Source organism: Streptomyces sp. NPDC090741 (assembly GCF_044769045.1).
Taxonomy (GTDB): Bacteria; Actinomycetota; Actinomycetes; order Streptomycetales; family Streptomycetaceae; genus Streptomyces.
The window spans coordinates 880046-905529 of sequence record NZ_JBIVXF010000002.1 but is presented as its reverse complement, the minus strand read 5'-3'; the positions used below and the strand labels follow the sequence as shown (position 1 = coordinate 905529).

At 71.7% G+C, this 25484-nt stretch carries 28 protein-coding genes and 6 pseudogenes; 18 read left to right on the top strand and 16 right to left on the bottom strand.

The genetic code is table 11. From position 1 onward, the window contains the following. The first annotated feature begins 25 nt into the window (after positions 1-25). Together ACIQU4_RS09340 and ACIQU4_RS09335 are read left to right on the top strand one after the other, a co-directional pair. Complete coding sequence (locus ACIQU4_RS09340; RefSeq protein ID WP_403727604.1) at positions 26-1879, top strand: SpoIIE family protein phosphatase; 1854 nt, start codon at positions 26-28, stop codon at positions 1877-1879. 175 nt (positions 1880-2054) lie between these two features. Beyond that, positions 2055-2321: a protealysin inhibitor emfourin gene (locus ACIQU4_RS09335; protein WP_403727602.1), complete on the top strand. Its 267-nt coding sequence runs from the start codon at positions 2055-2057 to the stop codon at positions 2319-2321. Positions 2322-2416: 95 nt separating this feature from the next. On the opposite strand, the gene ACIQU4_RS09330 is transcribed toward ACIQU4_RS09335, so the two are convergent. Beyond that, positions 2417-2647, bottom strand: coding sequence for a DUF5133 domain-containing protein (locus ACIQU4_RS09330; protein ID WP_403727600.1), 231 nt, complete (start codon positions 2645-2647; stop codon positions 2417-2419). Between the two features lie 232 nt (positions 2648-2879). Beyond that, the gene (locus ACIQU4_RS09325) at positions 2880-3581 is read right to left on the bottom strand and encodes a ribonuclease H (RefSeq protein ID WP_403727598.1); all 702 of its coding nucleotides are present in this window, start codon (positions 3579-3581) and stop codon (positions 2880-2882) included. Between the two features lie 180 nt (positions 3582-3761). On the opposite strand from ACIQU4_RS09325, the gene ACIQU4_RS09320 reads away from it, so the two are divergent. The 6 genes from ACIQU4_RS09320 to ACIQU4_RS09295 all read left to right on the top strand — a co-directional run bounded on the left by ACIQU4_RS09320 (position 3762) and on the right by ACIQU4_RS09295 (position 9911). After that, a complete protein-coding gene (locus ACIQU4_RS09320; protein ID WP_403727596.1) occupies positions 3762-5156 on the top strand; it encodes a pyridoxal phosphate-dependent decarboxylase family protein in 1395 nt (464 codons plus the stop codon). A 131-nt stretch (positions 5157-5287) separates the two neighbouring features. Continuing rightward, the gene (locus ACIQU4_RS09315) at positions 5288-6508 is read left to right on the top strand and encodes a hypothetical protein (protein ID WP_403727595.1); all 1221 of its coding nucleotides are present in this window, start codon (positions 5288-5290) and stop codon (positions 6506-6508) included. A 271-nt stretch (positions 6509-6779) separates the two neighbouring features. Beyond that, on the top strand, positions 6780-8084 hold the full coding sequence (locus tag ACIQU4_RS09310) for a ferric reductase-like transmembrane domain-containing protein (RefSeq protein WP_403727594.1): 1305 nt from the start codon (positions 6780-6782) through the stop codon (positions 8082-8084). A gap of 16 nt (positions 8085-8100) precedes the next feature. Continuing rightward, positions 8101-8343, top strand: a complete 243-nt coding sequence (locus ACIQU4_RS09305) for a hypothetical protein (protein WP_403727592.1) — start codon at positions 8101-8103, stop codon at positions 8341-8343. A gap of 246 nt (positions 8344-8589) precedes the next feature. After that, complete coding sequence (locus tag ACIQU4_RS09300; protein WP_403727590.1) at positions 8590-8847, top strand: hypothetical protein; 258 nt, start codon at positions 8590-8592, stop codon at positions 8845-8847. A 74-nt stretch (positions 8848-8921) separates the two neighbouring features. After that, the gene (locus ACIQU4_RS09295; RefSeq protein ID WP_403727588.1) at positions 8922-9911 is read left to right on the top strand and encodes a hypothetical protein; all 990 of its coding nucleotides are present in this window, start codon (positions 8922-8924) and stop codon (positions 9909-9911) included. Positions 9912-9933: 22 nt separating this feature from the next. Here the strand turns inward: ACIQU4_RS09295 and ACIQU4_RS09290 are convergent, their stop codons facing one another. Then, positions 9934-10377 carry an ArsI/CadI family heavy metal resistance metalloenzyme gene (locus ACIQU4_RS09290; RefSeq protein ID WP_403727587.1) on the bottom strand — a complete coding sequence of 148 codons (444 nt, stop codon included), beginning with the start codon at positions 10375-10377 and terminating at the stop codon, positions 9934-9936. Between the two features lie 89 nt (positions 10378-10466). Between ACIQU4_RS09290 and ACIQU4_RS09285 the strand changes: the two genes are divergently transcribed. From ACIQU4_RS09285 to ACIQU4_RS09275, 3 genes are read left to right on the top strand one after another with little or no spacing between them, the layout of a single operon-like run. Continuing rightward, entirely contained in the window at positions 10467-10847 is a 381-nt protein-coding gene (locus ACIQU4_RS09285) for an ArsR/SmtB family transcription factor (RefSeq protein ID WP_403727586.1), read from the top strand. After that, positions 10844-11617: an aquaporin gene (locus ACIQU4_RS09280; RefSeq protein WP_403727584.1), complete on the top strand. Its 774-nt coding sequence runs from the start codon at positions 10844-10846 to the stop codon at positions 11615-11617. Before ACIQU4_RS09285 ends, ACIQU4_RS09280 begins: the two co-directional genes overlap by 4 nt. After that, complete coding sequence (locus ACIQU4_RS09275; protein WP_403727582.1) at positions 11614-12033, top strand: arsenate reductase ArsC; 420 nt, start codon at positions 11614-11616, stop codon at positions 12031-12033. Before ACIQU4_RS09280 ends, ACIQU4_RS09275 begins: the two co-directional genes overlap by 4 nt. Before the next feature lie 99 nt (positions 12034-12132). Here ACIQU4_RS09275 and ACIQU4_RS09270 read toward each other — a convergent pair whose 3' ends face one another. The 5 genes and pseudogenes from ACIQU4_RS09270 to ACIQU4_RS09250 form a co-directional block, all read right to left on the bottom strand. Continuing rightward, positions 12133-12579: a hypothetical protein gene (locus ACIQU4_RS09270; protein WP_403727580.1), complete on the bottom strand. Its 447-nt coding sequence runs from the start codon at positions 12577-12579 to the stop codon at positions 12133-12135. A 137-nt stretch (positions 12580-12716) separates the two neighbouring features. Next, positions 12717-13457, bottom strand: a complete 741-nt coding sequence (locus ACIQU4_RS09265; RefSeq protein WP_403727579.1) for a class I SAM-dependent methyltransferase — start codon at positions 13455-13457, stop codon at positions 12717-12719. A 160-nt stretch (positions 13458-13617) separates the two neighbouring features. Next, a pseudogene (locus ACIQU4_RS09260) lies at positions 13618-14124 on the bottom strand (aminoglycoside phosphotransferase family protein); the annotation flags it as partial. Then, a pseudogene (locus tag ACIQU4_RS09255) lies at positions 14123-14479 on the bottom strand (serine/threonine protein kinase); the annotation flags it as partial. The pseudogenes ACIQU4_RS09260 and ACIQU4_RS09255, both read right to left, overlap by 2 nt. 144 nt (positions 14480-14623) lie before the next feature. Beyond that, positions 14624-14989: pseudogene (locus ACIQU4_RS09250) on the bottom strand (aldo/keto reductase); the annotation flags it as partial. On the opposite strand from ACIQU4_RS09250, the pseudogene ACIQU4_RS09245 reads away from it, so the two are divergent. Then, positions 14988-15374 (top strand): annotated as a pseudogene (locus ACIQU4_RS09245) (TetR-like C-terminal domain-containing protein); the annotation flags it as partial. The pseudogenes ACIQU4_RS09250 and ACIQU4_RS09245 overlap by 2 nt on opposite strands. 27 nt (positions 15375-15401) lie before the next feature. Here ACIQU4_RS09245 and ACIQU4_RS09240 read toward each other — a convergent pair. Further along, entirely contained in the window at positions 15402-16193 is a 792-nt protein-coding gene (locus ACIQU4_RS09240; protein WP_403727577.1) for a polysaccharide deacetylase family protein, read from the bottom strand. Between the two features lie 423 nt (positions 16194-16616). Here ACIQU4_RS09240 and ACIQU4_RS09235 point away from each other — a divergent pair, with 423 nt between their 5' ends. Beyond that, on the top strand, positions 16617-17045 hold the full coding sequence (locus ACIQU4_RS09235; RefSeq protein ID WP_403727575.1) for a subtilase-type protease inhibitor: 429 nt from the start codon (positions 16617-16619) through the stop codon (positions 17043-17045). A gap of 184 nt (positions 17046-17229) precedes the next feature. Next, on the top strand, positions 17230-17730 hold the full coding sequence (locus tag ACIQU4_RS09230) for a VOC family protein (RefSeq protein ID WP_403727574.1): 501 nt from the start codon (positions 17230-17232) through the stop codon (positions 17728-17730). A gap of 24 nt (positions 17731-17754) precedes the next feature. On the opposite strand, the gene ACIQU4_RS09225 is transcribed toward ACIQU4_RS09230, so the two are convergent. The 3 genes from ACIQU4_RS09225 to ACIQU4_RS09215 all read right to left on the bottom strand — a co-directional run bounded on the left by ACIQU4_RS09225 (position 17755) and on the right by ACIQU4_RS09215 (position 19810). Beyond that, complete coding sequence (locus ACIQU4_RS09225; protein ID WP_403727572.1) at positions 17755-18906, bottom strand: RNA polymerase sigma factor; 1152 nt, start codon at positions 18904-18906, stop codon at positions 17755-17757. Next, positions 18903-19310 carry a YciI family protein gene (locus tag ACIQU4_RS09220; protein ID WP_387282688.1) on the bottom strand — a complete coding sequence of 136 codons (408 nt, stop codon included), beginning with the start codon at positions 19308-19310 and terminating at the stop codon, positions 18903-18905. Before ACIQU4_RS09220 ends, ACIQU4_RS09225 begins: the two co-directional genes overlap by 4 nt. A gap of 272 nt (positions 19311-19582) precedes the next feature. Further along, the gene (locus ACIQU4_RS09215) at positions 19583-19810 is read right to left on the bottom strand and encodes a hypothetical protein (protein WP_403727570.1); all 228 of its coding nucleotides are present in this window, start codon (positions 19808-19810) and stop codon (positions 19583-19585) included. Between the two features lie 230 nt (positions 19811-20040). Between ACIQU4_RS09215 and ACIQU4_RS09210 the strand changes: the two are divergent. The 4 genes and pseudogenes from ACIQU4_RS09210 to ACIQU4_RS09195 all read left to right on the top strand — a co-directional run. After that, positions 20041-20220 (top strand): annotated as a pseudogene (locus tag ACIQU4_RS09210) (helix-turn-helix domain-containing protein); the annotation flags it as partial. 443 nt (positions 20221-20663) lie between these two features. After that, positions 20664-21461: a M15 family metallopeptidase gene (locus ACIQU4_RS09205; protein ID WP_403727568.1), complete on the top strand. Its 798-nt coding sequence runs from the start codon at positions 20664-20666 to the stop codon at positions 21459-21461. 200 nt (positions 21462-21661) lie between these two features. Then, positions 21662-22249 (top strand): ankyrin repeat domain-containing protein, encoded by a 588-nt coding sequence (locus ACIQU4_RS09200; RefSeq protein ID WP_403727566.1) that lies wholly within the window; start codon positions 21662-21664, stop codon positions 22247-22249. A gap of 62 nt (positions 22250-22311) precedes the next feature. Continuing rightward, a pseudogene (locus tag ACIQU4_RS09195) lies at positions 22312-22530 on the top strand (hypothetical protein); the annotation flags it as partial. 55 nt (positions 22531-22585) lie between these two features. Here ACIQU4_RS09195 and ACIQU4_RS09190 read toward each other — a convergent pair. The 4 genes from ACIQU4_RS09190 to ACIQU4_RS09175 all read right to left on the bottom strand — a co-directional run bounded on the left by ACIQU4_RS09190 (position 22586) and on the right by ACIQU4_RS09175 (position 25469). Continuing rightward, entirely contained in the window at positions 22586-23158 is a 573-nt protein-coding gene (locus ACIQU4_RS09190; RefSeq protein ID WP_403727564.1) for a dihydrofolate reductase family protein, read from the bottom strand. A 61-nt stretch (positions 23159-23219) separates the two neighbouring features. After that, entirely contained in the window at positions 23220-23957 is a 738-nt protein-coding gene (locus tag ACIQU4_RS09185; RefSeq protein ID WP_403727563.1) for an SRPBCC domain-containing protein, read from the bottom strand. Beyond that, positions 23954-24700: an ArsR/SmtB family transcription factor gene (locus ACIQU4_RS09180; protein ID WP_403727562.1), complete on the bottom strand. Its 747-nt coding sequence runs from the start codon at positions 24698-24700 to the stop codon at positions 23954-23956. The genes ACIQU4_RS09185 and ACIQU4_RS09180 overlap by 4 nt, the downstream gene beginning before the upstream one ends. A gap of 31 nt (positions 24701-24731) precedes the next feature. After that, complete coding sequence (locus ACIQU4_RS09175) at positions 24732-25469, bottom strand: TioE family transcriptional regulator (RefSeq protein WP_403727560.1); 738 nt, start codon at positions 25467-25469, stop codon at positions 24732-24734. Positions 25470-25484: the final 15 nt, after the last annotated feature.

Here is a 25484-nt window from a genome sequence, read left to right as displayed (position 1 = left end):
TCGGGTCCGGGACCGGAGGTGCAACATGGCGGAACGGGGCCGGGAGCCCGTGGAGGCCCTGGACGGCGCTCGGCGGCGGGCCTTGCGGCTGGCCGGGCTGTCGGCCGACCCCGATCCGGGGATGGACCGGTTCGCGCGACTGGTGACGCGGCTCCTCCGCGTGCCCGTGGCCCTCGTTTCGCTGATCGAGGAGGACCGGCAGATCCTGCCCGGCACGGTCGGTCTGCCCGAGCCCTGGGCGGAAAGGCGGGCACTGCCGCTGTCGCACTCCCTCTGCCGTTACGTGGTCGACTCCGGCAAGCCCCTCGGCATCTCCGACGCCCGCGCCGACGAGAGGCTGCTCGCCGGCCCGGACGTGCGGGACCTCGGGGCGGTCGCGTGCGCCGCAATACCGGTGACCGACGGCAACGGGCTCGTCCTCGGCTCTCTGTGCGCCCTCGACCACACGCCCCGGACCTGGAGCGAAGGGGAGCTGGCCGACCTGCAGGATCTCGCCGCGGCCTGCTCCGCCGAGCTGCGCCTGCGGATCGTGTCGGCGCAGCGCCATGCCGCGCAGAACGTGATGAAGACCGCGCGGGCCGTCGCCGAGCGGGCCCAGGGCGACGCGGAGCGCCTGGAACACGAGGCCCAGGCCGGCCTGGACCACGCCGAGCTGCTGCTGAGGGCCTCCGAGGAGCTGTCCCAGACCTCCGGCCTGGAGGACCTGCGGCGACGGCTGCGGGACCTGTTCGTCGGCGTCGGCAAGCCCTCGTACGTGGGCCTGCTGGTCGCCGACGACAACGAACTGCGCCGCATCCCGGACCCGGACGTCGTGCACTCCATGGAACACGAACTCCTCAGCCTCCCCAGGGACGCGGCATTCCCCAGCGCCCGGGCCATGCGGGAGGGGCGGACCGTGTTCGTGCCCGACCGTGAGGCACTCGTGGCCGACTACGGCCCCGAGGCGGTCGCCTTCTTCGACCGCATGGGTTTCACCACGGTGCTGTGCCTGCCGCTGTGGGGCAGTCGCGGGCTGCTGGGCGTCCTCGTGACCTGCTGGACCAACCCGCACGAGGTGAGCACCCCCGAGCGGGCGGCGCTCACCGCGGCCTCCGGGTACACCGCCCAGGCGGTGGAGCGGGCCCTGTACCTGGACGAACGGATCTCCATCGCCCGCCAGCTCCAGGCCGCCATGCTCACCGACCTCCCCCGGACCGACGCGCTCGAAATCAACGCCCTCTACCAGCCGGCCGCCGACGAGGAGATGATCGGCGGAGACTGGTACGACGCCTACCACCTGCCGCGGGCCGGGTCCGGCGACGTCGCCCCGCTCATGATCACCGTGGGCGACATCACGGGGCACGACATGCACGCCGCCACCGTGATGGGTCAGATCCGCAGCATGCTGCGCCAGGCCACCCTCGACCACCCCCCGTACAGCCCGGCCGCCGCTCTGACCGCCCTCGACGCAGCCTGCTCGATCCTGCCCATCGACGCCGGCGGCACGCTGGTCCATGCCCGCCTCGACCCGCTGGGCAACGCCGGCGGCTGGGCCCTGACCTGGTCCAACGCAGGCCACCCGCCCCCGCTCCTGCGCACCCCGGAGGGCGCCGTCACCACCCTCGTGGAACACGACGTCCTCCTCCACCCGGGTCTCGGCGCGCCTCGGCGCACCGAGACGCGGCGAGAACTTCCGCCGGGCTCGACCCTGTTGCTCTACACCGACGGACTCGTCGAACGGCGCGGCCACGACATCGACGACGCCATCGCGCAACTCGCCGGCCTGCTGGCCCGCCACGGCGACCGTCCTCTGCCCGAACTGCTCCGCCGCATCAGCAACCGGATGGCCGAACCGCCCCCGGGAGACGATGTGGTCCTTCTCGTGCTGCGCATTCCCTAGGGGGTGTCGGATCCCTGCGGTGGGCCACTTTCGGACATCTCCCGGCGATGTCGTGCGCAGAGGCACATGTGGGGCTTTCGGGGGCAGGCGAGGGGGTGCCCATCCCGCGCGCCGCCTGACGCGGCCGGCCCGGCCGGCCGGCAGCAGGCGGCGCTCGACTCAAGGAGGTTTCGCGATGCTGATCACCGTCACCCGTACAGGCGGGTTCGCGGGCAGGGAACGGACCGCTTCCCTCGACACGGAGTACCGCAGCGACGGCGCCGAGCTGGAGCAGCTGGCCGAGCGAGCCCTGAGCGGCGAGTGCCCCGCGGAGGGGCAACCCGTGCCGGACGGGTTCAACTACGTCGTCCACGTCGACGGCAAGCTGGTGGAGTTACGGGATCCGTACCTCACCGAGGAACAACGGCAGCTGATCGCCGCAGTCCTGGGCGAGGGCGCCTGACCGTCCTGCCCGCGCCGGCTCGGCGGGGTGCCGTACCGGGTCCGGCTGGGCCCGGTACGGCACGTACCGGCGCGCCGGCCGGGTCGGTACGGTCCTCAGGCCGCCGCCGTGCCGTCCGCGTCAGTGAGCCGGGCGGTGCCCATCCGTTCCCGGGCCGAGGCCAGCGCGGCATCGATGTCGCGTGTCCCGGTCGACACGCACAGCGTGTAGACCACGTCCTCCAGTCGCTGCCGCACCGCTCCATGACGGCCTCCGGCATGGAGCTGCGACACCGTCTCGTACTCCTCCATCAGACGCGCCAGCACCGCGGGGTGAGCCATCAGCACGATCTCGCTCCTTCACACATCGCCATCACGGGGCCGGGACGCCACTGCGCCTCGTGTGCCCCAGGCCGGGCGTCCCATGCGCCACACGCGTCTAACTGGCCGAGAATGTGCGGTGGTTGTCGCGGTGGGCGGTGACCCCGGGAACAGATGAGCCGGCGGCTCGATGACGGCCAGGGTGCGGGCTCCGGCCGAGGTGGCGACGGTCAGGTGGGCCTCGCCGTAGCGGCCCCCTCTACGCGGGGGCGTCGCTCGGTACGGGGCTGTCGCAGCCCGGATGGCCCCAGCGGGTACCGAGCTTGGTGATCTGGTCACCGGCCGCGTACGACCTACCGCAGGGGCAGCTGCCGGGGAACTTCGCCTTGATGGAGCCGCCCCGGCTACGCGCCGGCTTCTTGGCTCCGGCCGCGGGCTTGGCGGCGCGGGGCGCGGAAGCGCGGGCCGGAGCGGGGACGGGAAGCGACTCGCTGCCGAGGGCCGTGCCGGCCGCCTGCTGGGTGACTGCGGCGTCACTCGCGGCCTGGTCGGCGATCGCGTTCAGGAGGTCGCCGTCCTCGCGGTGGGCCGGAACGTAGCGGAATTCGACGTCCCGCTCGGCCAGCAGCGCGTCGATCTGCTCGACGAGCTCCCGGTTGGCGACGGGTTTGCCTGCCGCGGTCTTCCACCCGTTGCGCTTCCAGGCCGGGAGCCACTGGGTCACGGCCTTCATGGCGTACTGGGAGTCCATCCGGACCTCGACGGCCGTTCCGGGGGCCAGGGACTCCAGCAGCCGCTGAAGAGCCGTGAGCTCGCCCACGTTGTTGGTGGCCCGGCCCAGGGGTCCGGCCTCCCAGCGCTCCGGGCGGCCCTGTGTGTCGGCGATGACCCACGCCCAGGCAGCAGGTCCGGGATTACCCTTCGCCGCGCCGTCGCAGGCGGCAATGATGCGATCAGACATCCCCCGATCATGCACCACGGCCGCCCCTGCACGAATTCGGCTACGAGCGGCGTCGGTGGAAGCGGCGCAGCCTGGCTTGGACGCCGTCCGTCGGCGGCGGCGCACTGTGGCGGGCCGCCCGCTCCGGACTGCCCGCTGCGCGGATTGCGGGGCGGCGGCGCTGGTCCCATAGTCCGAGGTATGGACGCGCGCGAAAAGGCGCTCCGACGGGCGTACGGCCATGCCGCCCGGTGGCTGGCGAGCCTGGACGACCGCCCGGTTCCCGCCCGCGCCTCGGTCGACGAGATCGTGGGCGCGCTGGGTGCCGAGCTGCCCGACGGTCCGAGCCCGCCGTCCGATGTCGTCGACCTGCTGGTCACGGCCTGTGAGCCGGGGCTGACCGCGTTTCCCAGCGGCCGCTTCTACGGATTCGTGGTCGGCGGCACCGAACCGGCCGCGCTGGCGGCGGACTGGCTGGTCAGCGCTTGGGACCAGAACTGTGTGATGCGTGCCGTCTCGCCCGCGTACGCGGCGGCGGAGGACGTTGCCGGCGTGTGGCTGCTCGACCTGCTCGGCCTGCCGGGTGGCAGCGCCGTCGGCTTCACCACCGGTGCCACGATGGCGAACTTCACCTGTCTCGCCGCCGGGCGCGACGCGGTGCTGCGTCGCGTGGGCCGGGACCTCGCCCGCGACGGGCTCGCGGGTGGGCCGGCGGTCCGCGTCCTCGTCGGCGAGGACCGCCACATGGCCGTCGACCTGGCGCTGCGTTATCTCGGACTGGGCAGGCCGGAGCCGGTGGCGGCGGACGGTCAGGGACGCATCGTGCCGGAGACCCTGCGGAGCGCCCTGGCGACCGGCGGAGGGACGGCCGGCGGACTGGCGGCCGGCGGACGGAGCCCGACGATCGTGGTCCTCCAGGCGGGCGACATCCATTCCGGCGCGTTCGACCCCTTCGTCGAGACGATCCGTGCGGCTCGGGCGTCGGACGCATGGGTGCACGTCGACGGCGCCTTCGGGCTGTGGGCGGCCGCCTCGCCGCGGTACGCACATCTGACGGCGGGCGCCGCGGACGCCGACTCCTGGGCGACGGATGCCCACAAGACCCTGAACGTCCCCTACGACTGCGGGCTCGCCATCGTGCGCGACCCGTCCGCCCTCCGGGCCGCCATGGGCCTGCGCGGCGACTACCTCATCCAGGACGAACACGGCGACCCCATCGACAAGGTTCCCGAACTGTCCCGGCGCGGCAGGGCCTTCACCGTGTGGGCCGCACTCAGGTCCCTCGGCCGCTCGGGCGTGGCCGACCTCGTCGAGCGGCTGTGCCGGCACGCCGGCGCGTTCGCCACGGGGATCGCCGGGATCGACGGCGCGACGGTCCTCAACGACGTCGTGTTCACCCAGGTGTGCGCCGAGTTCGGCAGCGACGAACGCACGGAACGGGTGCTCGCCCGCTTGCTCGCCGACGGCACGGCGTGGATCAGCGGCTCCACCTGGCGCGGCCGTCGCGTCATGCGGATCTCGGTGAGCAACTGGTCGACGACGGATGAGGACGTGGCGCGCGCCCTCGCCGCGATCCGTCGCGCCTCCGCCGCCTGAGGCCGCCGGTCGCCGGACGCCGGACGCCGGACGCCGGACGATGGGCGTGGCAGGCCACACGGGGGATGCGGCGTGCGCCGGGCGGGGCTTCCGGGGTGCGGCTCGGCAGGGGGTTCGCCAGACTGATCGAGATGATCGCCACGACGGAAGCCGCCGGGCCGTCCCGCCGCGACTGGCGGCATGGTCTGCTGCCGCCGCTCGCCGCGTGGCTGATCACGAACCTGATCACCTGGCTGGTCGCAGCGGCATCCGTCGCCGGCGACGGATCCAAAGTGGAGTACTGGTCCTCGCAGAGCCGTCGGCGCTGGGATTCCGAGCACTACCTGTCCATCGCCAAGACCGGCTACGAAATGTTCCGGTGCCGGGAGCGGTACCCGGACTTTCCCGATGTCGTGTGCGGAAATGTCGCCTGGTTTCCCGGGTACCCCATGGGAATCCGCGCGCTTTCCGCCACCGGGCTTTCGTACGGGATATCAGCCGTCGTCATCAGCGAAGCGTCCCTGTTCGGCATGTTCGCGGTGCTGTGGTGGCTGCTCGGCACCCGGCTCACCTGGGCCACCGGACTCACCCTCGCCATCGGCACCGTGTTCCCGGGCGGCGTCTACTTCCACGCGATGTTCCCGATCGCCACCGGCACGCTGGCGCTGCTCGTCTGTGTCGTCGGAGTGAAACGCGGTAGCTGGGGCCTTGCCGCCGCCGGTGGCTTCGTCGCGACCGCCTGTCATCTCGTCGGCGCGGCCGCTGTCGGCATGCTGCTGCTCAGCGCGTTCTTCGCGTGGCGGGCGGACGCCCGGCCGCTCCGGTTCGCGAAGGCCGGGTTGTCGGCGGCTCTCGCCGCCTGCGGCGTGCTCTGGGCGAAGTGGCTGATGTGGCAGGCGACGGGCCGCTGGAACGCGTACGAGGTCATCCAGGCGTCCAGCTACCAGCAGGGCGGCCTGCGTGAGCCCTTCGCCGAGATGAGGAAGGCTTACGGTTTCCCGTTCAAGGCCTGGTACACGCCCGAGGGGCACCTGCCGTGGCTGGTGGAGCACAGCCTCACCGCACACAGGTCCCAGCTCTGGCTCAATGCCGCCTTCATCCTGCTGATCGTGGCGACCGCCGCAGTTCGGCTCCTGCGAAACCGCCGGCTCGACGTCGAGGAGTGGGCCGCTCTGATCCTGACGGTGGCGATCTTCCTGCTGCCGTTCTTCGCCGGCGCGGAAATGTCCTGGTACCGCAACCATGCACAGATGTTCGTCGGGCTCGTACTGGTCAAGCGCATGTCCCGATGGGTTCAGGTACCACTCCTGCTGCTCTGCTCGGTCCAGTACGCCCTCCTGGCGTCGATTTTCTTCGCTGGGGTGCTGGTGTAAAGCGCAAAGGTTTCTCCAAGCGTGCACCCGCGGATAGTGGCAAGCATCTCCCGACCCGGTGTACATATCGCTGATATATGGACACTCCAGGCGCAGTCTTGTGCGTGACGGACCTCATCCTGTGCGCATCGCCATTGCCCGACCCGATCGGGTTTGCGCATAGTTGCCGGTGCTACGCCCATGCAGAACCGAGCGAAACACCGAGCGAAACGGACCTTGGCATGCCCCTCCCGCCCACTCCGCCGTGCGCTCCCGGCCCTGGGCGGCACAGATGAAGACCGCGTCCGAGCGGCTGCGCGCCGCACTGGCCGCCGGTGCGGTCGTCGTCACCCTGTTGTGGGCCGCCCAGATGCACCCTTCCGCCCGGCCCGACGAGCTCATCGGGGCCGCCGCGCACCTCGGCGGGCTCCTGGCCGGTTACGGCATCCTCGTCATGCTGTTCCTGATGGCACGCGTACCGGCCGTCGAGCACGGCGTCGGCGCCGACCGCCTCGCCCGCTGGCACGCCTTCGGCGGCCGCTGGGTGCTGGTCCTGTGCGGCGCCCACGGCCTGTCCGCCCTCGTCGTGTACGCCCTGCGCACCGGGACCGACCTGCTGACCGCCACCGGGGCCATGTTCCGCTACCCGGCCCTCATCGCCGCGTTCGCGGGCGCCGCCCTGCTGGCGGGTGCGGGCCTGTTCTCCGCCCGCGCCGTGCGGCGCCGGGTCTCGCACGAGGCGTGGCGCGGCATCCACCTGCTGACCTACCTCGCCGCCGCGCTGGGCTTCGTCCACCAGCTGGCCGGCCCCGATGTCTCCGTCACCGCCTTCACCACCTGGTTCTGGGCCCTGCTGCACACCGTCGTCGGCGTACTGCTCGCCTGGTACCGCGGGATCGTCCCGGTCCGCCAGGCCCTGCGGCACGGACTGCGCGTCGCCAGCGTCGAGCACGAAGGCCCCGGCGTGGTCTCCGTCACCATCCAAGGGGCCAGGCTCCGCGAACTGCGCGCCGAGCCCGGCCAGTTCTTCCGCTGGCGGTTCCTGCGGGGCGGCCTGTGGCACACCGCCCTGCCGTTCTCGCTCTCCGCCCCCGCCCGCGACGACCGCCTCCGCATCACCGTGAAGGCGCTCGGCGGGCACTCCCGGCGGGTCCGCGGGCTGCGGCCCGGCACCAGGGTCCTGGCCACCGGCCCGTTCGGCGCGCTCACCGAGCGGCGCCGCACCCGCCCCAAGGTCCTGCTGATCGCCGGCGGCATCGGCATCACTCCGATGCGCGCCCTCTTCGAGTCCCTGCCCGCGAGCCCCGGCGACCTCACCCTGCTCTACCGCGCGGGCGACGCCGGCCAACTGGTCCTGCGCGATGAGCTGGAGGCCATCGCAGCGTCCCGCCAGGCCGCACTGCACTACCTGGTGGGCCGATCCGACGCCGCGTACGACCCGCTCGCGCCGCAGGCCCTGCGTGCGCTCGTACCCGACCTGTCCGACCGCGACGTCTACCTCTGCGGGCCGCCCGGCATGGCCGACGCGACGACCGCGTCGCTGATCAGGGCGGGCGTCCCGGCCGCGCGCATCCACTCAGAGTGCTTCACCTACTGAGGACGCCGATTCCCCGATGAACCAGTACTCCGCACCCCGGGAGCCCGCGACGCCGGCTTGCGAGCCGCAGCCGCAGTCTGAGCCGCAGGCCCGCCGGGCGGGCGCCCGGCACCGGAAGTCCCCGCCGTCCCGCCGGCTCGCCGCCGGACTCGCCCTGGCCAGCGTCGTGGCCGCGACGCTCATCACGGTGACCGTCGACCCGGCCGCGCCGGCCTCGCCGGCTCCGTACGCGACCCCGCGCGCGCAGCTCGCGCGCTGAGCGAGGTCACTCACCCGGGCAGTCCGCCGTGCCGGTGCTGCTCCCGCTGGTCGCGGAAGAAGGTCGCGGAAGAAGAAGGAAGGCGAACAGCGCCCTGCGCACCTCTTGGAGCGGGACCGTCGGTCCGGGTGGGATTCGGCGGATCGTGGTCCGGACGGGCTGCTTCGCCGGGTGCGGGCGGGCGGGGGCTTCGATACCGGCCGCGCGAGGCGTCGACGACGGGCGCCATGACGAAGGGGTGCCGACGTGAACGCGCCGACGACCGGGGAATCCGGCTGCGAATTGATGAAGCGCCTCGCCAAGGAACTCAAGGCGAGCATTCGGGCCACCGAGGATCACGCCGCCGAGGTGCCGCGCCGGATCACCGAACTGGAGGCGCAGCCCGATCCGGACGAGAACCAGATCAACGCCCTCAAGCAGACCCTGGAAGTCCTCAGGAAGAAGATCGAGGAGGAGACCGCGTCGCTCTCCACCCTTGAGGACGTGATCAGCGAGAACTGCTAGGCACGGGTTCGTGGGCGACTACGATGCGTGGGTTCGACAGGGCAGGGCGGCGCGGGACAGCGGGGGTGCGTGACGTGAGCGGGAACGGCGGGGGCGGGTACGCGGGCGGGGGGCCGGTGGGCGGGCCGGGCGGGCCGCCGCCGACGGGCTGGGCCGGCCAGGGCCCCCCGGTCCCGCCGCAGGGAGCCCCGTACGCCCCACCGCCGGGGTATCCGTACGCGCAGCAGCCGGGGTATCCGTACGCGCAGCCGGTCCCGGCGCAGGGGTACCCGTACGGGTGGGGCCATCCGCAGGTTCCGCCGCCGCGCGTCGAGCCGTCGCGTGGCCGGAAGATCCTGCGCGGCCTCTACAACCCGTTCTACGCCGCCCAGTCGGCCTTCCGTCCCTCACGTCCCGGGATCGTGGACGATCCGGAGGTCCGCAAGCTCCAGCTGTGGCGGACCGCGCTGGGGCTGGCGGCCTGGGTCGGCCTGATGTTCGCCTACAAGGCGGTCCTCGACGCCGACGGCGTCAAGGCCGTGGCGAACGACCGCCTCGACCAGAGCTGGTCCAGCGTCCTGGTGCTGGTCTGCACGTACCCCGTGGTGGTCGGCGCGTTCGTGGCGGCCGCGCGGGGCGGGTTGCGGCGCGTCTACCTGCGAAGGGCCCTGCGGTCTCTCGGCGCGGTCCTGGCCATCATGGCCTCCATGGGCACGTCCGCGCTCGCGATGGCGCCGGAGTTGGCGGGGCTCCGGGACGCCGTCGGGCTGCCGGGAAAAATCGTCATCGGGGTGCTGTGCCTGTGGTCGATCGGATTCGCCCTCTACGGCATCGGCCTGTCGCTCGTACACGTCTTCCGCACCGCCGACATCCATGAGGTGGTGCCGCCGTTCCTCGCCGGCATCCTGGTGTGGGAGATGGCGCTCCTGGATGTGGTCACCGGCGCCTACCCGCAGGTCCCGGCGGGCGCCCGGGCGGTCTTCATCCTCGGCGCACCCGTCACCGTCACGGCCCTGTCCTGGTGGGAGATGCACCGGCTGCGCCGCCACCACGGGCTGACGGTCCGCAACGCGCTGGGGCGCTGACGGCTGACCGCGTGGCCGCCGGTCAGGTGCCGCAGGTGCACCCGGCGGTGGTGCCGCAGCACGCCTGCGGCACGCCGTCGGCGCTCTTGCCGAGGTTGTCGGCGTCGGCCTTGACCACGTACACCTCCCAGGGCTCCTTGCCGGGGCCCGTGACCCACACCTTGTCCTGGAGGGCGTAGCAGCACGAGGTGTCGTTCTCCGCGAACGTCGCCAGGCCCGCTTCCTTGAGGCGCTCGGTGGCGGCGTTGACGTCCTCGGTGGAGGCGACCTCGACGCCGAGGTGGTCCAGGCGGGTCGGCTCGCCCGCCTCGCCCTCGATGAGGACGAGCTTGAGCGGCGGCTCGGTGATGGCGAAGTTGGCGTAGCCCGCGCGGCGCTTGGCGGGCTCGGCGTTGAAGAGCTTGGAGTAGAACGCGATCGAGCCTTCGAGGTCGGCGACGCGCAGAGCGAGCTGGACACGGGACATGACGATCTCCGATCAGGGTGCAGCTTGTTTCGACGTCTGTCGATATAGTCGACGTTGCCACCGGATTAGATGGATGTCAACATAGAGGAATGTCGAAACAAGGTGGTCTGCCGGTGCTCGGGCAGGACGACGCGGCGTGCTGTGCGCCGATGGTGCGCGAGCCGCTGGGCGAAGGGGCCGCGGCCGAGCTGTCGCGGATGTTCAAGGCGCTCTCGGACCCCATCCGCCTGCGGCTGCTGTCGCTGATCGCCTCTTACGAGGGCGGTGAGGCGTGCGTGTGCGACCTGACCGGACCGTTCGACGTCTCCCAGCCGACGATCTCCCACCACCTCAAGGTCCTGAGGGAAGCCGGGCTGGTGGGCTCGGAGCGGCGCGGCACATGGGTGTACTACTGGGTACTGCCCGAGCCGCTGGCCAGGCTGTCCGCGCTGCTGGAGATTCCCGCCGCGCCCGTGAAGGCGGGAGCGTGAGCGCCGGGGCGCCGCTGGTCCGGCGGGCGGCCGTCGAGGGGATCGGCACGGCCGCGCTGGTCGCGGTGGTGGTCGGCTCCGGCATCCAGGCCACCGGGCTGACGCGGGACGTCGGCGTGCAGCTGCTGGCCAACTCCCTTGCGACCGTCTTCGGCCTGGTGGTGCTGATCGCATTGCTCGGGCCGGTGTCCGGGGCGCACTTCAACCCCGTGGTCACACTGGCCGCGTACGTCACCGGCCGCCGCAGCGGCGATGGCCCCGGCCTGCGCGAGGTCGCCGCGTACGTACCGGCGCAGGTGGCCGGGGCGATCAGCGGCGCGGTGCTCGCGGACGCGATGTTCGCCGGGCCGGTGGTGGCCTTCTCCACCCACGACCGGTGGGACGCGCACCTGTGGCTCGGCGAGGTGGTGGCCACCGCCGGGCTGGTCTGGCTGGTCTTCGGCCTGGCCCGGGCCGGCCGCGCGCACCTCACGCCCGTGCTGGTCGCCTCGTACATCGGGGCGGCGTACTGGTTCACCTCCTCCACGTCCTTCGCCAACCCGGCGGTGACCATCGGCCGGGCCTTCACCGACACCTTCGCCGGGATCGCCCCCGCCTCCGTCGTACCGTTCCTCGCCGCGCAGCTGCTCGGTGCCGCCCTCGGGCTGGCGCTGGTCGCCGCTTGCTTCGGCCGCCCGGCGCCCGCCCTCAGGGACGAGGCCGTCGTACCGCAGCAGCCCGCCGCCCCCGCCCCTACCCGACCCGCCGAAGAAAGTTCCCTGCCCTCATGAGCACCTCCGCCGTCCTCTCCGTGCTGTTCGTCTGCGTGCACAACGCCGGCCGCTCCCAGATGGGCGCCGCCTTCCTCACCCACCTGGCCGGGGGCCGGGTCCAGGTCCGTTCCGCCGGTTCCGCGCCCGCCGACGCCGTGAACGCGGCCGTGGTGGAGGCCATGGCCGAAGTCGGCATCGACATCTCCGCCGAGACGCCGAAGGTGCTCACCGTCGAGGCGGTGCAGTCCTCCGATGTCGTGATCACGATGGGCTGCGGGGACACCTGCCCGTACTTCCCCGGCAAGCGGTACCTGGACTGGAAGCTGACGGACCCGGCCGGGCAGGGCGTGGAGGCCGTGCGCCCGATCCGGGACGAGATCGAACACCTCATCCGCGGCCTGCTCACCGAGCTCGGCATCAAGGCTCTGGCGTGACCCTGGCCCCTTCGGGCGTGCACAACACGGCGGTGCGGCCCGAGTCGAACGCCGCAGGGCCTGCGCGGTCCATATGGGACGGCCGGTGATCTCGCCGGATCACTTGGCCGCCAGGTCGCTTCTGATCACGGACACGGCGGCTGCCAGTCGACCGATGCCCTTCTGCACCTCACGTATGCCCGCCGAGGCCTGGGCCTCGTCCTTCTTGCCGGCCCCGGCGACGCACTCGTTGCCCCCGTGCTCGAAGGCGGTCAGGGCTTCCTTCCACAAGCCCTGGGCGTTCTTGCTCGGGAGAGTGTCGAGCTTCTTGGTCTTCGCCACTTCGGTCAGCAGCTCCTGGCAAGCGGGCCCCCACGTGTCCATCGGGCGCATGCTCACCTCGTTGACCCGGCTGGAGGTGTCGGACAGCGCCTTGACCCTGCCCTCGCCCCCGGAGGACCACCAGTCCTTCAGTTCCTCGGCCGGGGTCGAGCTACAGCCTGCGAGCAGCACGGCAGTGGCGACGGCGGTGGTGGCGACAGCGAGTGTGCGGACGCGGAATTGCATGGGCCCCCCTTGTTCGGTCGTGGCGATGCTGCCAGCAACCCCGTGACCGGGTAGGGCCAATGCCGGAACTCCCGGCCGTCCGGCCCCGTTTGGACGGGTGTCGGCCGGCCGGGTGTCCGGTGCGGGTCAGGTGCGGGTCAGGTGCGGCAGCGGAGCATTTCCAATGGGGGGTTGGTGCGGAAATCCGCCCAGAACTCCGCGCCGAACTTGCGTACGCCGGCCTCCGACACCGGGATCGGGACCCAGGTGACGTCGGTGAATCCGGCCGCCCGCAGGCAGTCCTCGTACACCTCGCGCCGCGGACGGTTCGCCACGAACGAGACCGGCGGATCGAGGAGCGCGGTGGTGCGGACCTGCGGTCCCGTCTCGGCCTCCTCGCCGGTCAGTTCGCTGAGGAAGCCGTACTTCTCCGGGGTCGGCCCGTCGAAGCCGAAGTCGGGCGACTGGTTGAGCAGGAAGAGCTCGCCGCCCGGCTTCAGGCTCCGGTGCGCGACCCGGCACATCAGCTCCGTGGTGGCGATGTCCGGCGCGTAGTTGAGCAGCTGGACCGCCAGTGCGATGTCGAACCGCTGCTCGTATGGCCGAAGTTCGGACACGTCGCCCACCTCGTAGCGCACACCAAGCGGTTCGCGCTCCTCCAGCGCCTGCGCCACGGAGACCATCTCACCGGAGATGTCGATGCCGAGCACCTCCGTGGCGCCACGCCGCTTGAACTCCCTGCTGTAGAAGCCGGTGCCGCAGGCCAGGTCGAGGATCGACTTGCCGATCACGTCGCCGACCAGGGCCAGGAAACCGGGCACCACCGCGTACTGCTCCAGCGGCAGCGCCTTGAAGCCCTCGTACGCCTCGCCGATCTCGTCGTACTGCTGCACGCTCATCGCGTGTCCTCCCCGTGTGTGGTCATGTCCTCGGCCGCGGACGGTCCCCGCCCTCGGTCCACGCCGCGACCTCTGGTTGGCAGTCTCTCCACACCCCGGCAGGCCGCCGTACTGGCAGAACCTACGAAGATCGGGACCCCGTCCCGGTCTCCCGTACGGGTCAACGGTCCGTCAGCAGTGCTCTGGCGATGGCCGCCTGCGCTGGATCCATCGAGGTCTCGCCGTCTTCGACGTCCCACAGCGTGTTCTGCAGGACCCGCCCGAGCGTCCATCCGGCGGCGCGCTGCCTGTCGAGCCCGAGGACCTCGGTCATCAGGTCGAAGCGCCGCCGTACTGCTCGGGCGGCATCCCCCGAAGCCACCGCCTCGTCCCAGCGGTTGCGGAGGGCGGGCAGCAGGTCGAAACCAGGGTCTCCTGCGAGGGGTTTGGGATCGATGGCCAGCCAGGGCTCCCGCTCCGTGGCGGCGCGAAGGGGAGCCAGGACGTTGTCGTAGTGCAGGTCCCAGTGCAGGAGGCGATCGCCCGGCTCGTCGCAGAGCTCCCGCATCGCCGCCGCGCAGGTCTGCGCCAGTCGGCGGTCCGCAGGATCTGCGAGGCGCGCCAGCGCCACCGGCGCCGCTCGAAGCATGGCCGCCGCGATGTCGGCCAGGCGGCGTACTCCGTCGGGCCGTCAGCATCCGTAACGCGTCCTCGGGCAGCGGGCCGTGGGTGGTGACCGCCGAGTGCAGCGAGAGGCCGACGACGAACGAGGTCGCCATCCACGGAACTTCGGCGTCCGTGTCGGCGTCCACCACGGGGGCGGTGAACGCCCCCGACACCCGCCGGGCCGCCGCGACCTCCCGGCGGAACCGGTCCCGGAAGGCCGTGTCCCGGGCCAGGTCGGCCCGTACGACCTTCACCGCCACCGTCCGGCCGCCGGCCGACCGGCCGAGATACACCTCCCCCATGCCACTGGCGCCCAGCCGTCCGGACAGGGCGTACGGACCGATCCTCGATGGGTCGGCGGCACTCAGTCGCTCCATGTCTCGAATCCCCTCCCCGTGGGCCCACAGGCTAATTGCCGACGGCCTCCGTAGGTGGACCGTTCCCCGGTACAGGGGGAAATGGGCGGCAACGGACGTCATGGGCGTCATGGGGAGTCTTCGAGCCGCACCGGGATCGGCCTGGACCACCGGGGGGTTGAGCCGGGCGAAGCCCTCCTGGCGCTGGTACGGGAAGTACGGGTACGGGGCCGGGCGGCTGCTCGCCGCGTCGAGCCGTGCCATCTGCTCGGGGGTGAGCGTCCAGCCGACCGCCCCGAGGTTCTGGCGCAGTTGCTCCTCGTTGCGGGCCCCGATGATGACGGAGGACACGGTCGGCCGCTGCAACAGCCACGGGAGGGCGATCTGCATGATCGCCCTCCCGGTCTCCTGCGCGATCTCGTCCAGGGCGTCGACCACGCGGTAGAGGTACTCGTCCTCCACCGGCGGCGCGAAGCCGGCGGTGTCGTGCAGCCTGCTGCCGGCGGGCAGCGGTGCCCCGCGGCGGATCTTGCGTACGGAGACGGGCTCGCTGCTCGGGGACCTCAGGGCCAACGCCGCTCTGGTGCAGCGGACGCTGTCCGATCCACGTCAGGGGGCCGTGTTCAAGGCGGCGATCGCGGCCGCCACCTGCGACCCGAGGGCGGCGCAGGCCCTGTACGGCTTCTACACCACCCGCGTCGAGGAATGGGCGCCGTGCGTCGAAGAGGCCGCCGCCCGCGGGGAGGTGCCCGAGGGGACCGATCCGCACGAGGTGATCCGCGCGGCGTCCGCCCCGCTCTACTACCGCCTCCTGACCACCGCCCTCCCGCTCGACGGGGCGTCCGCCGATCGCGCCGCCACGGCAGCGGCCGTGGCTGCGCGCGCGGGGGTGTACGTACGCGAACGGAAGGCGTAGCGGCAGGCGGCGGTGGCCGGATCGCCCTTACGGGGTGGTGCGGGCCGGGAAGGTGAAGCTGTAGCCCTGCGCGGTGAGCCAGGGCAGGTATTCCTTGAGCGCCGCGACCGTCTCGCTACGGTCACCGCCTCCGTCGTGGAAGAGGACGGTCGGCTGCCGGGGCAGCTTCTCCTCCACCGCGGCGACGATCGCCGGCAGACCCGGCCGGCTCCAGTCCTTGGGGTCCACGCTCCAGCCCAGGGGCCGCATCCCGCCCGCGACGGCTATCGCACGGCTGTCGGGGGTGAACGCTCCGCCCGGCGCGCGGTAGTAGGTGACGGCGACTCCGGGCACAGCCTGCTCGATCATGGCCTTGCCGTCCAGGATCTGCTGCCGCTGGTAGGCGACGGGCTTGTGGTCCATCGTCACGTCGTGGTCGACGGAGTGGTCGCACAGCTGGTGCCCGTCGGCGGCGACCGCCCTCGCCAGGTCCGGGTACTTCTGCGCTTTGGTTCCGATCATGCAGAAGGTGGCCTTGACGTGGTTCTTTCGCAGCACTTGGAGCACCTGAGGAGTCCAGCGGGGATCCGGACCGTCGTCGATGGTGATGGCGACGTTGCGGCCGGAGCCCTGGGCGAGGCGCGAGATGCCCATCGGGAGCGGGTTGGCGCCGTGGGCGCCCCGGGCGGATCCGGAGATGCCCGAGGACTGGCCCGCGGAGCCGTCCGTGGCGGCGAGGGCCGGCGTACCGGCGGCCGCGAGGAGGCCGAGGACGGCCGCCGTCACGGCGGATCCCGCCCGACGCCGACGACGGCGTGCGGGATTGCTGGTGATACCCATGGACGCGCTCTTCCTTTGCGCTCGACCCCCGGAACTCACGATTCCGATCCAGGGTAGGTCACCCGTACGGGCCCCTCCCTCCCCCGAACGGCCGATCGGGACCGCGACGGAGGCCGGGGAACCGTACCGATCCGGACAAGCCGGATGACCTTCAGGTGAACGCGGGACGCACGAGGGCAGGTCAGCGAGCCGGATCCGGGCGCGGAACCAGGCGTCACCCCCTGTTTCCGAGCGGATACGGAGCGAGCACACCCCCCGTGAGCTGCCCGAACGACCATTCGTTATCCGATATTCGAACGAGGTGTCCGTAAAACGACCACCGATATGCGGTCCGCCTTCACCTCAGACAGACTCAGCCACATCAGAGCGCGACAACGCAAGCAAATGTCGCGCTTGACCTTCGAATCGAATGCGAGTCCTGTCGTGCGCTATCGCTCCGTTGCCATCTCCTCCGCCGCCGCCGTCCTGTGCCTGGCCGGTGCCACCGGGATGGCGGAGGCCAAGCCGACCAGCCTGTACGCCCCGTCCGCCATGGTCTTCTCCATCTCCCAGGGGGACGACGCCAACGCCGGTACGGTCCTGCGCGCCGCCACCCTCAGCTGCATGCCGTCCGCACAGGGCACGCACCCGGACCCCAAGGCCGCCTGTACGACCCTGAACTCCACCGGCGGAACCTTCGACCAGCTGCTGGCCGCGCCCGACACGAACCGTGCGTGCCCGATGCACTACGCGCCCGTGACCGTGACCGCCGACGGCATCTGGAAGGGCAGCCGGGTCGCCTGGAAGCACACCTTCGCCAACAGCTGCACCATGTCCGCAACCCTGAACGGCAACACCGTCTTCGCGTTCTGACCCACCGACTCCGGCCCGGCCGCCACGGGCCGGCTCCATCCCCCACCCCCCATCCCCACCCCTCCACCCCGCCCCCGCCCCGGCCCCATGCCTCCGCAGGATCGGGTCGGTAGTTCGAATTTGAACGTTATGCTGTGGCCACCCTATCGAGCCAGACCATTCGAGCCACCGGGAGCGCTGCCGCATGTCCGTCCGCCGCCTGAACCACGCCGTGCTCTGGATCCGTGACGTCGAGCGCTCCGTGGCGTTCTACACCGACGTCTTCGGATTCCAGGTCGACCACCTGACCGCCGGCCGCGCCGCCTTCCTGAGTGCACCCGGCAGCCTCAACGACCACGACCTCGGGCTGTTCGCGATCGGCGCCGACGCGCCCGGCCCCGAGCATGGCCGGGTCGGCCTCTACCACCTGGCCTGGGAGGTCGGCACGCTCGGCGAGCTGGCGGAGCTGGGCCACAAGCTCACGGAGCGCGGTGCGCTGGTCGGCGCGAGCGACCACCTCGTCTCCAAGTCCTTCTACGCCAAGGACCCGGACGGCAACGAGTTCGAGGTGATGTGGCGCGTCCCCCGCGAGGACTGGCCCGCCGAAGACGCCGACCTGCGCCCGGGCCCGCTCGACCTGCCGGCCGCGATAGCGCGCTGGGGCGCGGACCTCGCGACGGGTTCGGCGGCAGGCTCCGCCACCTGAGGACGGCGCGCAGGCGGTCGGCGCTCAGCTGCGCAGCTGTGCGTTGAGCCGGGCGGCCTGTCGCGTGAGGTGATCGCGCTCGGGGATGTTGGGCGCTGATCGGGCGGCTTGGGCGTAGAGCCGTGCTGCGGTCACCGGATCGCCGTCACGTTCGTGCAGGTAGGCCTCGACGGCGGCGTGCCGCGGCAAGGCGGGGTCGAGTCCCGCCAGGGCGGCCAGGCCGGCCCGCGGGCCGTCGGCCTCGCCCACCGCGACGGCCCGGTTGAGGCGGGCCACCGGGCTGTCGGTGAGGCGCACCAGTTCGTCGTACCACTCGACGATCTGCACCCAGTCGGTCTCCTCGGTGGTCCGGGCATCGACGTGGAGCGCGGCGATGGCCGCCTGGGCCTGGAATTCGCCCAGGCGGTCGCGGGCGAGGGCGGTCTGGAGCACCTCGACGCCCTCTGCGATCAGTTGGGTGTTCCACAGGCTGCGGTCCTGCTCGGCAAGCGGCACGAGCCTGCCGTCGGGGCCGGTCCGCGCCGGGCGCCGTGCGTGGTGGAGCAGCATGAGCGCCAGCAGGCCCGCGACCTCCTCTTGGTTGGTCTTGGCCGCCAGTTGGCGAGTGAGCCGGATCGCCTCGGCGGCGAGGTCGACGTCGCCGGAGTAGCCCTCGTTGAAGACCAGGTAAAGCACGCGCAGCACCGTGGCGAGGTCACCGGGCTGGTCGAACCGGACGCCGGAGACGGTCCGCTTGGCCCTGCTGATCCGCTGGGCCATGGTCGCCTCCGGCACGAGGTAGGCCTGCGCGATCTGCCGCGTGGTCAGACCGCCGACCGCGCGCAGCGTGAGCGCGACGGCCGAGGCCGGTGTCAGGGACGGGTGCGCGCACAGGAAGTACAGCTGAAGCGTGTCGTCCGCCGCCTCGCCCGGGTCGGGCAGGGGCACGGGCTCGGCCTCGACCAGTTCCTCTCGCCGCCGCCGGGAGGCATCGGCGCGGACGGCGTCGAGGAACTTGCGCCAGGCCACCGTGACCAGCCAGCCCTTGGGGTCCCGCGGAAAGTCGTCCGGCCACCGGCGCACTGCCTCGACCAGGGCGTCCTGCACGGCGTCCTCGGCCGCCGCGAAGTCGGCTCCGCGACGGACGAGAACACCGATCACCGCGGGCACCAGCTCCCGGAGCAGCGACTCGTTCACTCGGTGGCCGTGGGCTGCTCGCCGTAGAACGGGCGTACCTCGAGCCACTCGTGGATCGGCTTCCCACCCGCACCCGGAGCCGCGGACAGCTCGCCGGCCAGTTCGATCGCGCGCTCGTAGGTCTCGACGTCGATCACCATCCAGCCGGCGATCAGGTCCTTGGTCTCCGCGAACGGGCCGTCGGTGATCGGCGGCCGCCCCTCACCGTCGTAGCGGACGAACGTGCCCTCCGGGGAGAGCGCCTGACCGTCGACGAACTCGCCGGTGCCCTCGAGCCGAGCGGCGAAGTCACGCATGTACTGCACGTGGGCCGAAACCTCCTCCGGCTCCCACTGGTCCATCGGCACGTCGTTGACCGCTGCGGGCGCGCCCCGGTAGTGCTTGAGCAGCAGGTACTTGGCCATGATGTTCTCCTTGCTGAGGTACGGCCCATTGTGGCCGTGTTCGCTGCTGGGACGGAGCCGCGCGCCGGTTCTCGACATCCCGTCGAGAAATTTTCCGGCGGACTTCAAAACTCCGACTCCCGCCGCCCCACGCCGTCGGCGCGCTCGGCGGACAGAGCGCGGCTACCACGTCCTGACCTTCGACGGCCCCGGCCAGCCCGCCGCCATCCACCGGGAGGGCCTGGTGTTCCGGCCGGACTGGGAACACGTGGCCGGTCCCGTGCTGGACTTCCTCACCCGGGACCCGGGATCCGGCCCTCATCGCGCTGCTCGGCGTCAGCCTCGGCGGCTACCTCGCGCCCCGCGCGGCCGCCTACGAGCCACGTCTGGCGGCCGTCGCCCTCGACGGCGTCTTCGACGCCGTCTCCGCCCTGACCGCGCACCTCCCGGCGCCACACGAAGAAGCAGTCCGGCGCGCGGCCGCCGAGCACGACAAACAACGGGACCGCATGCTCGCCCACGCCCGCACGCGGAGCCCGATCCTTCGCTGGGCCTTCGCCCAAGACGCTTCCGAGCTTCACCGAGGAGGAAGGCGCCGACACCCACCGCCACCCGGGAGCCTTCCGCCCGGCGGTGGCGCGCGTCTTCGACCGGCTCGAAGACACCGTCTGACAGCACCAGGCACGCTCCGAGACGTAACGGCCGCATATGATTCCCGGGGCCCGGACAGGCCGAAGACCGAGGAGGACCTGTGGCCCAGCGCCCGGAGCGCGCGGATGCCCAGCGCAACCGAGAAGCCGTCCTGGCTGCCGCCGACGCCCTATTCGCCGCCAGCATCAGCCCCCACAGCGTGTCGATGGACGACATCGCCGCAGCCGCGGGCGTGGGCAAAGGCACCCTCTTCCGCCGCTTCGGCGATCGCGCCGGCCTGATCGGCGCCGTGATCGCCTCCCGCCTCGAACCCCTGCACCACGCCGTGCGGGAGGCACAGGACGCGGCCGGGTCCTCACCTCGGGAGCGGGTGCTGAAGCTCCTCGATGCCTCGCTGCGGTTCAAGATCGAGAACCGGAACCTGATGGCGGCCGCCGAGGACGCCGGACTCAGCAGCCCCTACCAGGCCGAGCACTACGGCTGGTGGCACGGGATGCTGCGCGCAGCATTGGATGAGGTGCCCGGCGTCCACAACGCGGATTTCAGCGCGCACGCACTGCTGGCCGCCATCCGCGCCGACCTCGTGGCACACCTGATCGACGATCAGAAGATGACACCCGAGGGCCTGCGCTCCGCACTCGCGGCCTATCTCGACAACGTCCTCGGCCCCGGCCCCGGCTCCCTTTCGTCCGACACGATGGGTCTCGACCCGGAACGGAAGCCATGAAGAAGCGAACAGCCCTCCTCTTCACCGCCGGCGCGGTACTGACCGCAGGGTCCCTCTCCCCTCTTGCCCACGCCGCGCCGACGCCGGCGCCGAAGGCGCCGAAGGACTTCGTCGCGCTGCACACCGTTGATCCCTCGATCATCCAGGACATGCGCTACGCCACGAAGGTCAACTTCATCGGACGGCGCATCGACGGTTACCAGCAGCCCCTGTGCATCCTCACCAAGCCGACCGCCGAGGCTCTGCATCGGGCTCAGGAGAAGCTGCTGCCGCAGGGCTATTCGTTGAAGGTGTACGACTGCTACCGGCCTCAGCGGGCCGTCGACAACTTTGCGCGATGGGCGAAGGACCTCGACGACAACCGGATGAAGGAGGAGTTCTACCCGCGGGTCGCCAAGGACCGGTTGTTCGCGGACGGCTACATCGCCGAGAAGTCGGGCCACAGCAGGGGCAGCACGGTCGATCTGACGATCGTCAAGGTGAACTCACCGGCAGCCACGGGTGGATCGGTGCGGCCCGCCGGCCCTTGTTACGCGCCGCAGGGCGCACGGCGCCCCGACGACTCGGTGGACATGGGGACGGGGTTCGACTGCTTCGACACCCTGGCGCACACCGACGACCCGCGGATCGTGGGCGCTCAGCGGGCGAACCGGCAGTTCCTGAAGGGCACCCTGGCAGCCGAAGGCTTCGTCAACCTGCCCGAGGAGTGGTGGCACTTCACGTACAAGCCGGAGACGTATCCCGACACGTACTTCGACTTCCCCGTGGCGTATCGATCGGTATCCGGGCACTGACCCTCGGCCGAAACGTCGCCGACGCTGCCGCCTCAGCACCCGGGGAGAGCGCCGGCCGGAGCGGACGGCGGTCCGTTGCGCATCAGCCGATCGGATGACGAGCGGGAGCCGGTCCGGGGGCCGGGCGGTATGGACGGCGGGGGGAGGATCGAGGCCAGGACAGGTGGCCGCGAGGCCGTGGAGCGGGTGAGGGGTACGGGATGAAGGCCGTCGATCGTCGGTTGCTGGACGCCGCACGGGCGGGGGACGCCGATGCCGTGCGGGCGGCGGTCGAAGCGGGTGCGAACGTCGAGGCGCGCGACACGGAGCTGCGCACGCCGCTTCTGCTCGCCTCCCTCGGGAACCACGTGGAGGCGGCCCGGGTGCTCGTGGCGGCGGGCGCCGACGTCGACGCACAGGATGCCCGCCAGGACAGCGCCTGGCTGGTCACCGGGGTGACGGGCAGCGTGGCGATGCTGCGCGTGCTGCTCCCGGCGGGCCCGGACCTGCGGCGCACCAATCGGTACGGCGGCGTGTCGCACATCCCGGCGAGCGAGCGTGGGCACGTCGCGTACGTGCGGGAGGTACTGGCGGTGACGGACATCGACGTCGACCACGTCAACCGGCTCGGCTGGACCGCCCTGCTGGAGGCGGTGATCCTCGGTGACGGGGGCCCGGCCCACCAGGAGATCGTACGGTTGCTGCTCGCGGCCGGGGCGGACCGGGAACTGCCGGACGGCGACGGGGCGTCGGCGCTCGCCCACGCGGAGCGGCGCGGGTACGCCGAGATCGCGGAGCTGCTGCGGTGAGGGCGCCCTGGGCGCGCCGGCTCGGCACGCGTCGGCCGGCGCTGGTCCTGGCCGCAGCGGCCTCGCTGACGGTCCGGTCCCCCGGCGGGACGGAGCGCACGATCCCGCTGGGCGGGCCGCACGAGGACGTCGCGGTCACCGCGGACGGCCGCACCGCGTACGTCACGGGTGGCTCCACCCGGGACGGTCGCTGGGACGGGATCACCGTCGTGGACCTGCCGAGCGGTACGACGCGCCGCCTCGCGGCGGGCGAACGGCCCCTGGGGATCGTGGTGCTGTAGGGCCGTCCCGCGATGGCGAAGGGCCGCCGGCGCAGGGCGAGCTGCTGGAGGCCGGTCAGCGGACGACGTCGAAGACCTGCTTCTGGAGGCCGTTGGAGTAAGCCTCGTACTCGACCAGCTTCAGCTTCTGGGTGTCCTTGTCCGTCGTACTGAACAGCCGCTTGCCGGCTCCGAGCAGCAGCGGGAAGACCAGCAGGTGGTAGCGGTCGATCAGGCCCGCGTCCGAGAGGGCGTGGTTCAGCGTGGCGCTGCCGTGGACGATGATCGGGCCGCCGGCGGTCTCCTTGAGGGCGGCGACGTCGTCGAGTGAGCGCAGGATCGTGGTCTCGCCCCAGTCGGAGACGAGCTCGTCGTCGCTGAGGGTGGTGGAGACGACGTACTTCGGCACCGTCTTGTAGTGGGCGAACTCGGCCATGTCCGGCCACACGGGGCTGAAGGCCTCGTAGCTGGTCCGGCCCAGGAGGATGGCGGTGGACTCCTGCTGTTCGCGCCCCTTGATCTCGAATGCCTCGGGGACGAAGTCGATGTCCTTGAAGGTCCAGCCGGAGTTGCGGTAGCCGGGTTCGCCGCCCGGTGCCTCGACGACGCCGTCGAGCGAGATGAAGGCCGTGCTGATCACAGTGCGCATGAGAGAGGTTTCCTCGTTGTCTTGGGCGGGCGTTGCACGTTGTTCCCGAGCGCGCCGATGGTCAGGTGAAGAGGCCGGTCAGCCACTGCTGCCAGGCGGCTTCGGCACGGTCGGTGTCCCGGCCGAAGAGGTGATGGAACATCAGCGCGATGCCGGGGCCGTGGTGGAAGGTGTAGAGACCGTCGGTGGTACGGACCTCGAAGCGTTCGTCGTCCGCCCAGGTCACTTCGCCGTCCACCGGAGGCAGACCGTCCGGCACGGCGTACGCCCGCGCCCCCACGACGACCGGGCTCGGCAGCGACAGCCCGCGGACGAGGGCCGCCCGGACCTGTTGCGCGGGCCGCTCTCCCGTGGGCGCCATGGCGAAGACCGGGGCTCCGGTGCGCCCCGGGAAGTGGGCCAGGTACTCGCGGAGCGTGTGGAGGTGGAAGGGCCAGCCGCGGCGCAGTGCGTCGTACTCGTCCTGCCAGTTGTCGCCGAGCATGCCGCTGTGGACGACGCGCAGGACGGTGCTGCCGCCGTCGCGTCCCTCGATCAAGTACTCGAAGGCCATGAAGCGGCCGTCGGCGGCGGTGGCGGTGCGGGAGGCGAGGCGTTTGCCCGGTTCGTAGGCGGTGACTTGGGATTCCTCCCGGTTGCCGCCGGTGTCCATGGCGGCGGTGCCGCCCACGCGCGGCTCCAGTTCGTTGCGCCCCATGAACCAGGAGTCGATCCCCGGTCCGGTGGCGATCGCCTCCCAGACCTGTTCGGGGCTCGCCGGCAGGATCGTCTCCTGCTCGATCTCGAAAGGGTGCGTCATCGCGGGTTCTCCTGTCGTACTTCGGATCCGTGTTCTCGGGTCCCCCCGGTCGTCCCGGTGGCCCCGGTCGTCCCGGTCGTCCCGGTCGTCCCGGTCGTCCCGGTCGTCCCGGTCGTCCCGGCATTCTGCTGCGGTTCGGCCCTGCTCCCGGGAGTGCCGGGCGGCGCGGCGGGGATCTGGTGGAGGCCGACGATCACCCGGTGGCTGCGGCCCTGTGGGGCGGTCTCGTCGTGGTAGCGGCTGACCAGGGCCGTCACGGCCTGGGTCAGCTCGTCCGCGAACGCCATCCGGTCGGCCGCGGTGGCGAACCGCACCTCCGCGTCGATGGCGAAGGTGGCGACCCGCCGCCGGGCCCGGGACGCGCCGGTCACCAGCGCGCCGACCTCCTGCACCAGCCGGGACCCCAGCGCCAGCAGCCAGTGGGCCGAGAGCTGGTCCCGGGACCGGGCGGGGTCCGGGCTGACGGAGGCCAGGGCACTGGGAGAGATGACGTAGGAAGCGGCGGTGGCGGCGTAGATCCGCTCGGTGACGTTGCCCTTGCGCCGTTCCTCGGCGAGCTCGACCAGCCCGTGACGCTCCAGCTCCTTGAGGTGGTAGTTGACCTTCTGCCTGGGCAACCCCAGGCGGACGGCCACCATGGCGGCCGAGCCGGGCTCGGCAAGGGCGGCGAGGATCCGGGACCGCATCGGGTCCAGGGAGGCCTCGGCCGCGGCGGGTTCTTCGATCACAGCGACGTCCAGCACCGTTCCAGGATCCGACCGACAAAATAATTTGTCAAGACGAGATGAGTTGTCGGTGGTGCGAGAGCTTGCGGAGGTACGGCTCCAGTTCCGCGGCCCCGGTCAGCATCGTCCGCCCGCGGGCGGACAGCCGGGCGCGCCAGTCGCCCAGTGCGGCCTCCAGCGGCTCCAGGCCGCCGGCGTTGCGCACCTGGGCGATCAGCGGGGCGATCTGCTCCAGCAGGTAGCCGCCCCGCCTGAGTTGGTGGGCGAGCCGGGCGTCCCGTACGTCGGCCTCGTCGTAGACGCGGTACCCGGTCAGCGGGTCCCGGCGCGGGCGCACCAGCCCGGCGCGCTCCCATTTGCGCAGCGTGGCGGGCCGGACGCCGAGCGCCTCTGCCAGCAGCCCGATGAACATGTCGCCGGGCTCGGGCGCCGCGGTGGGCTCCAGGTCGAGCAGGGCGCTCTCCACTGCCTGGAGGGTCCGCCGGTCGTCGAGCAGCTGGGCGTGGCCCTCGTCGATGAGGCGGAACGCCTCGTCGTCCGCGCCCTGGTTCACGGCGCGCATGATCGATGTCGCCGTCCGGTGGCCGTGGCCGGGCACGAGGGCGAGAAACGCGCGCAGGGCCGCCGCGTGCAGCGAGGTGTAGGTGCGGTAGCCGTGGGGTGTGCGACCGGCGGCCGGAAGGATGCCGGCCTCCTCGTAATTCCGGATCGCCTGCGTGGACAGACCGTGCTCGCGCGCCAGATCGACCGGCCTGAGCCGTTCGCCGGTTTGAAGGTTTTGCCGCATGAATCCGAAGATATC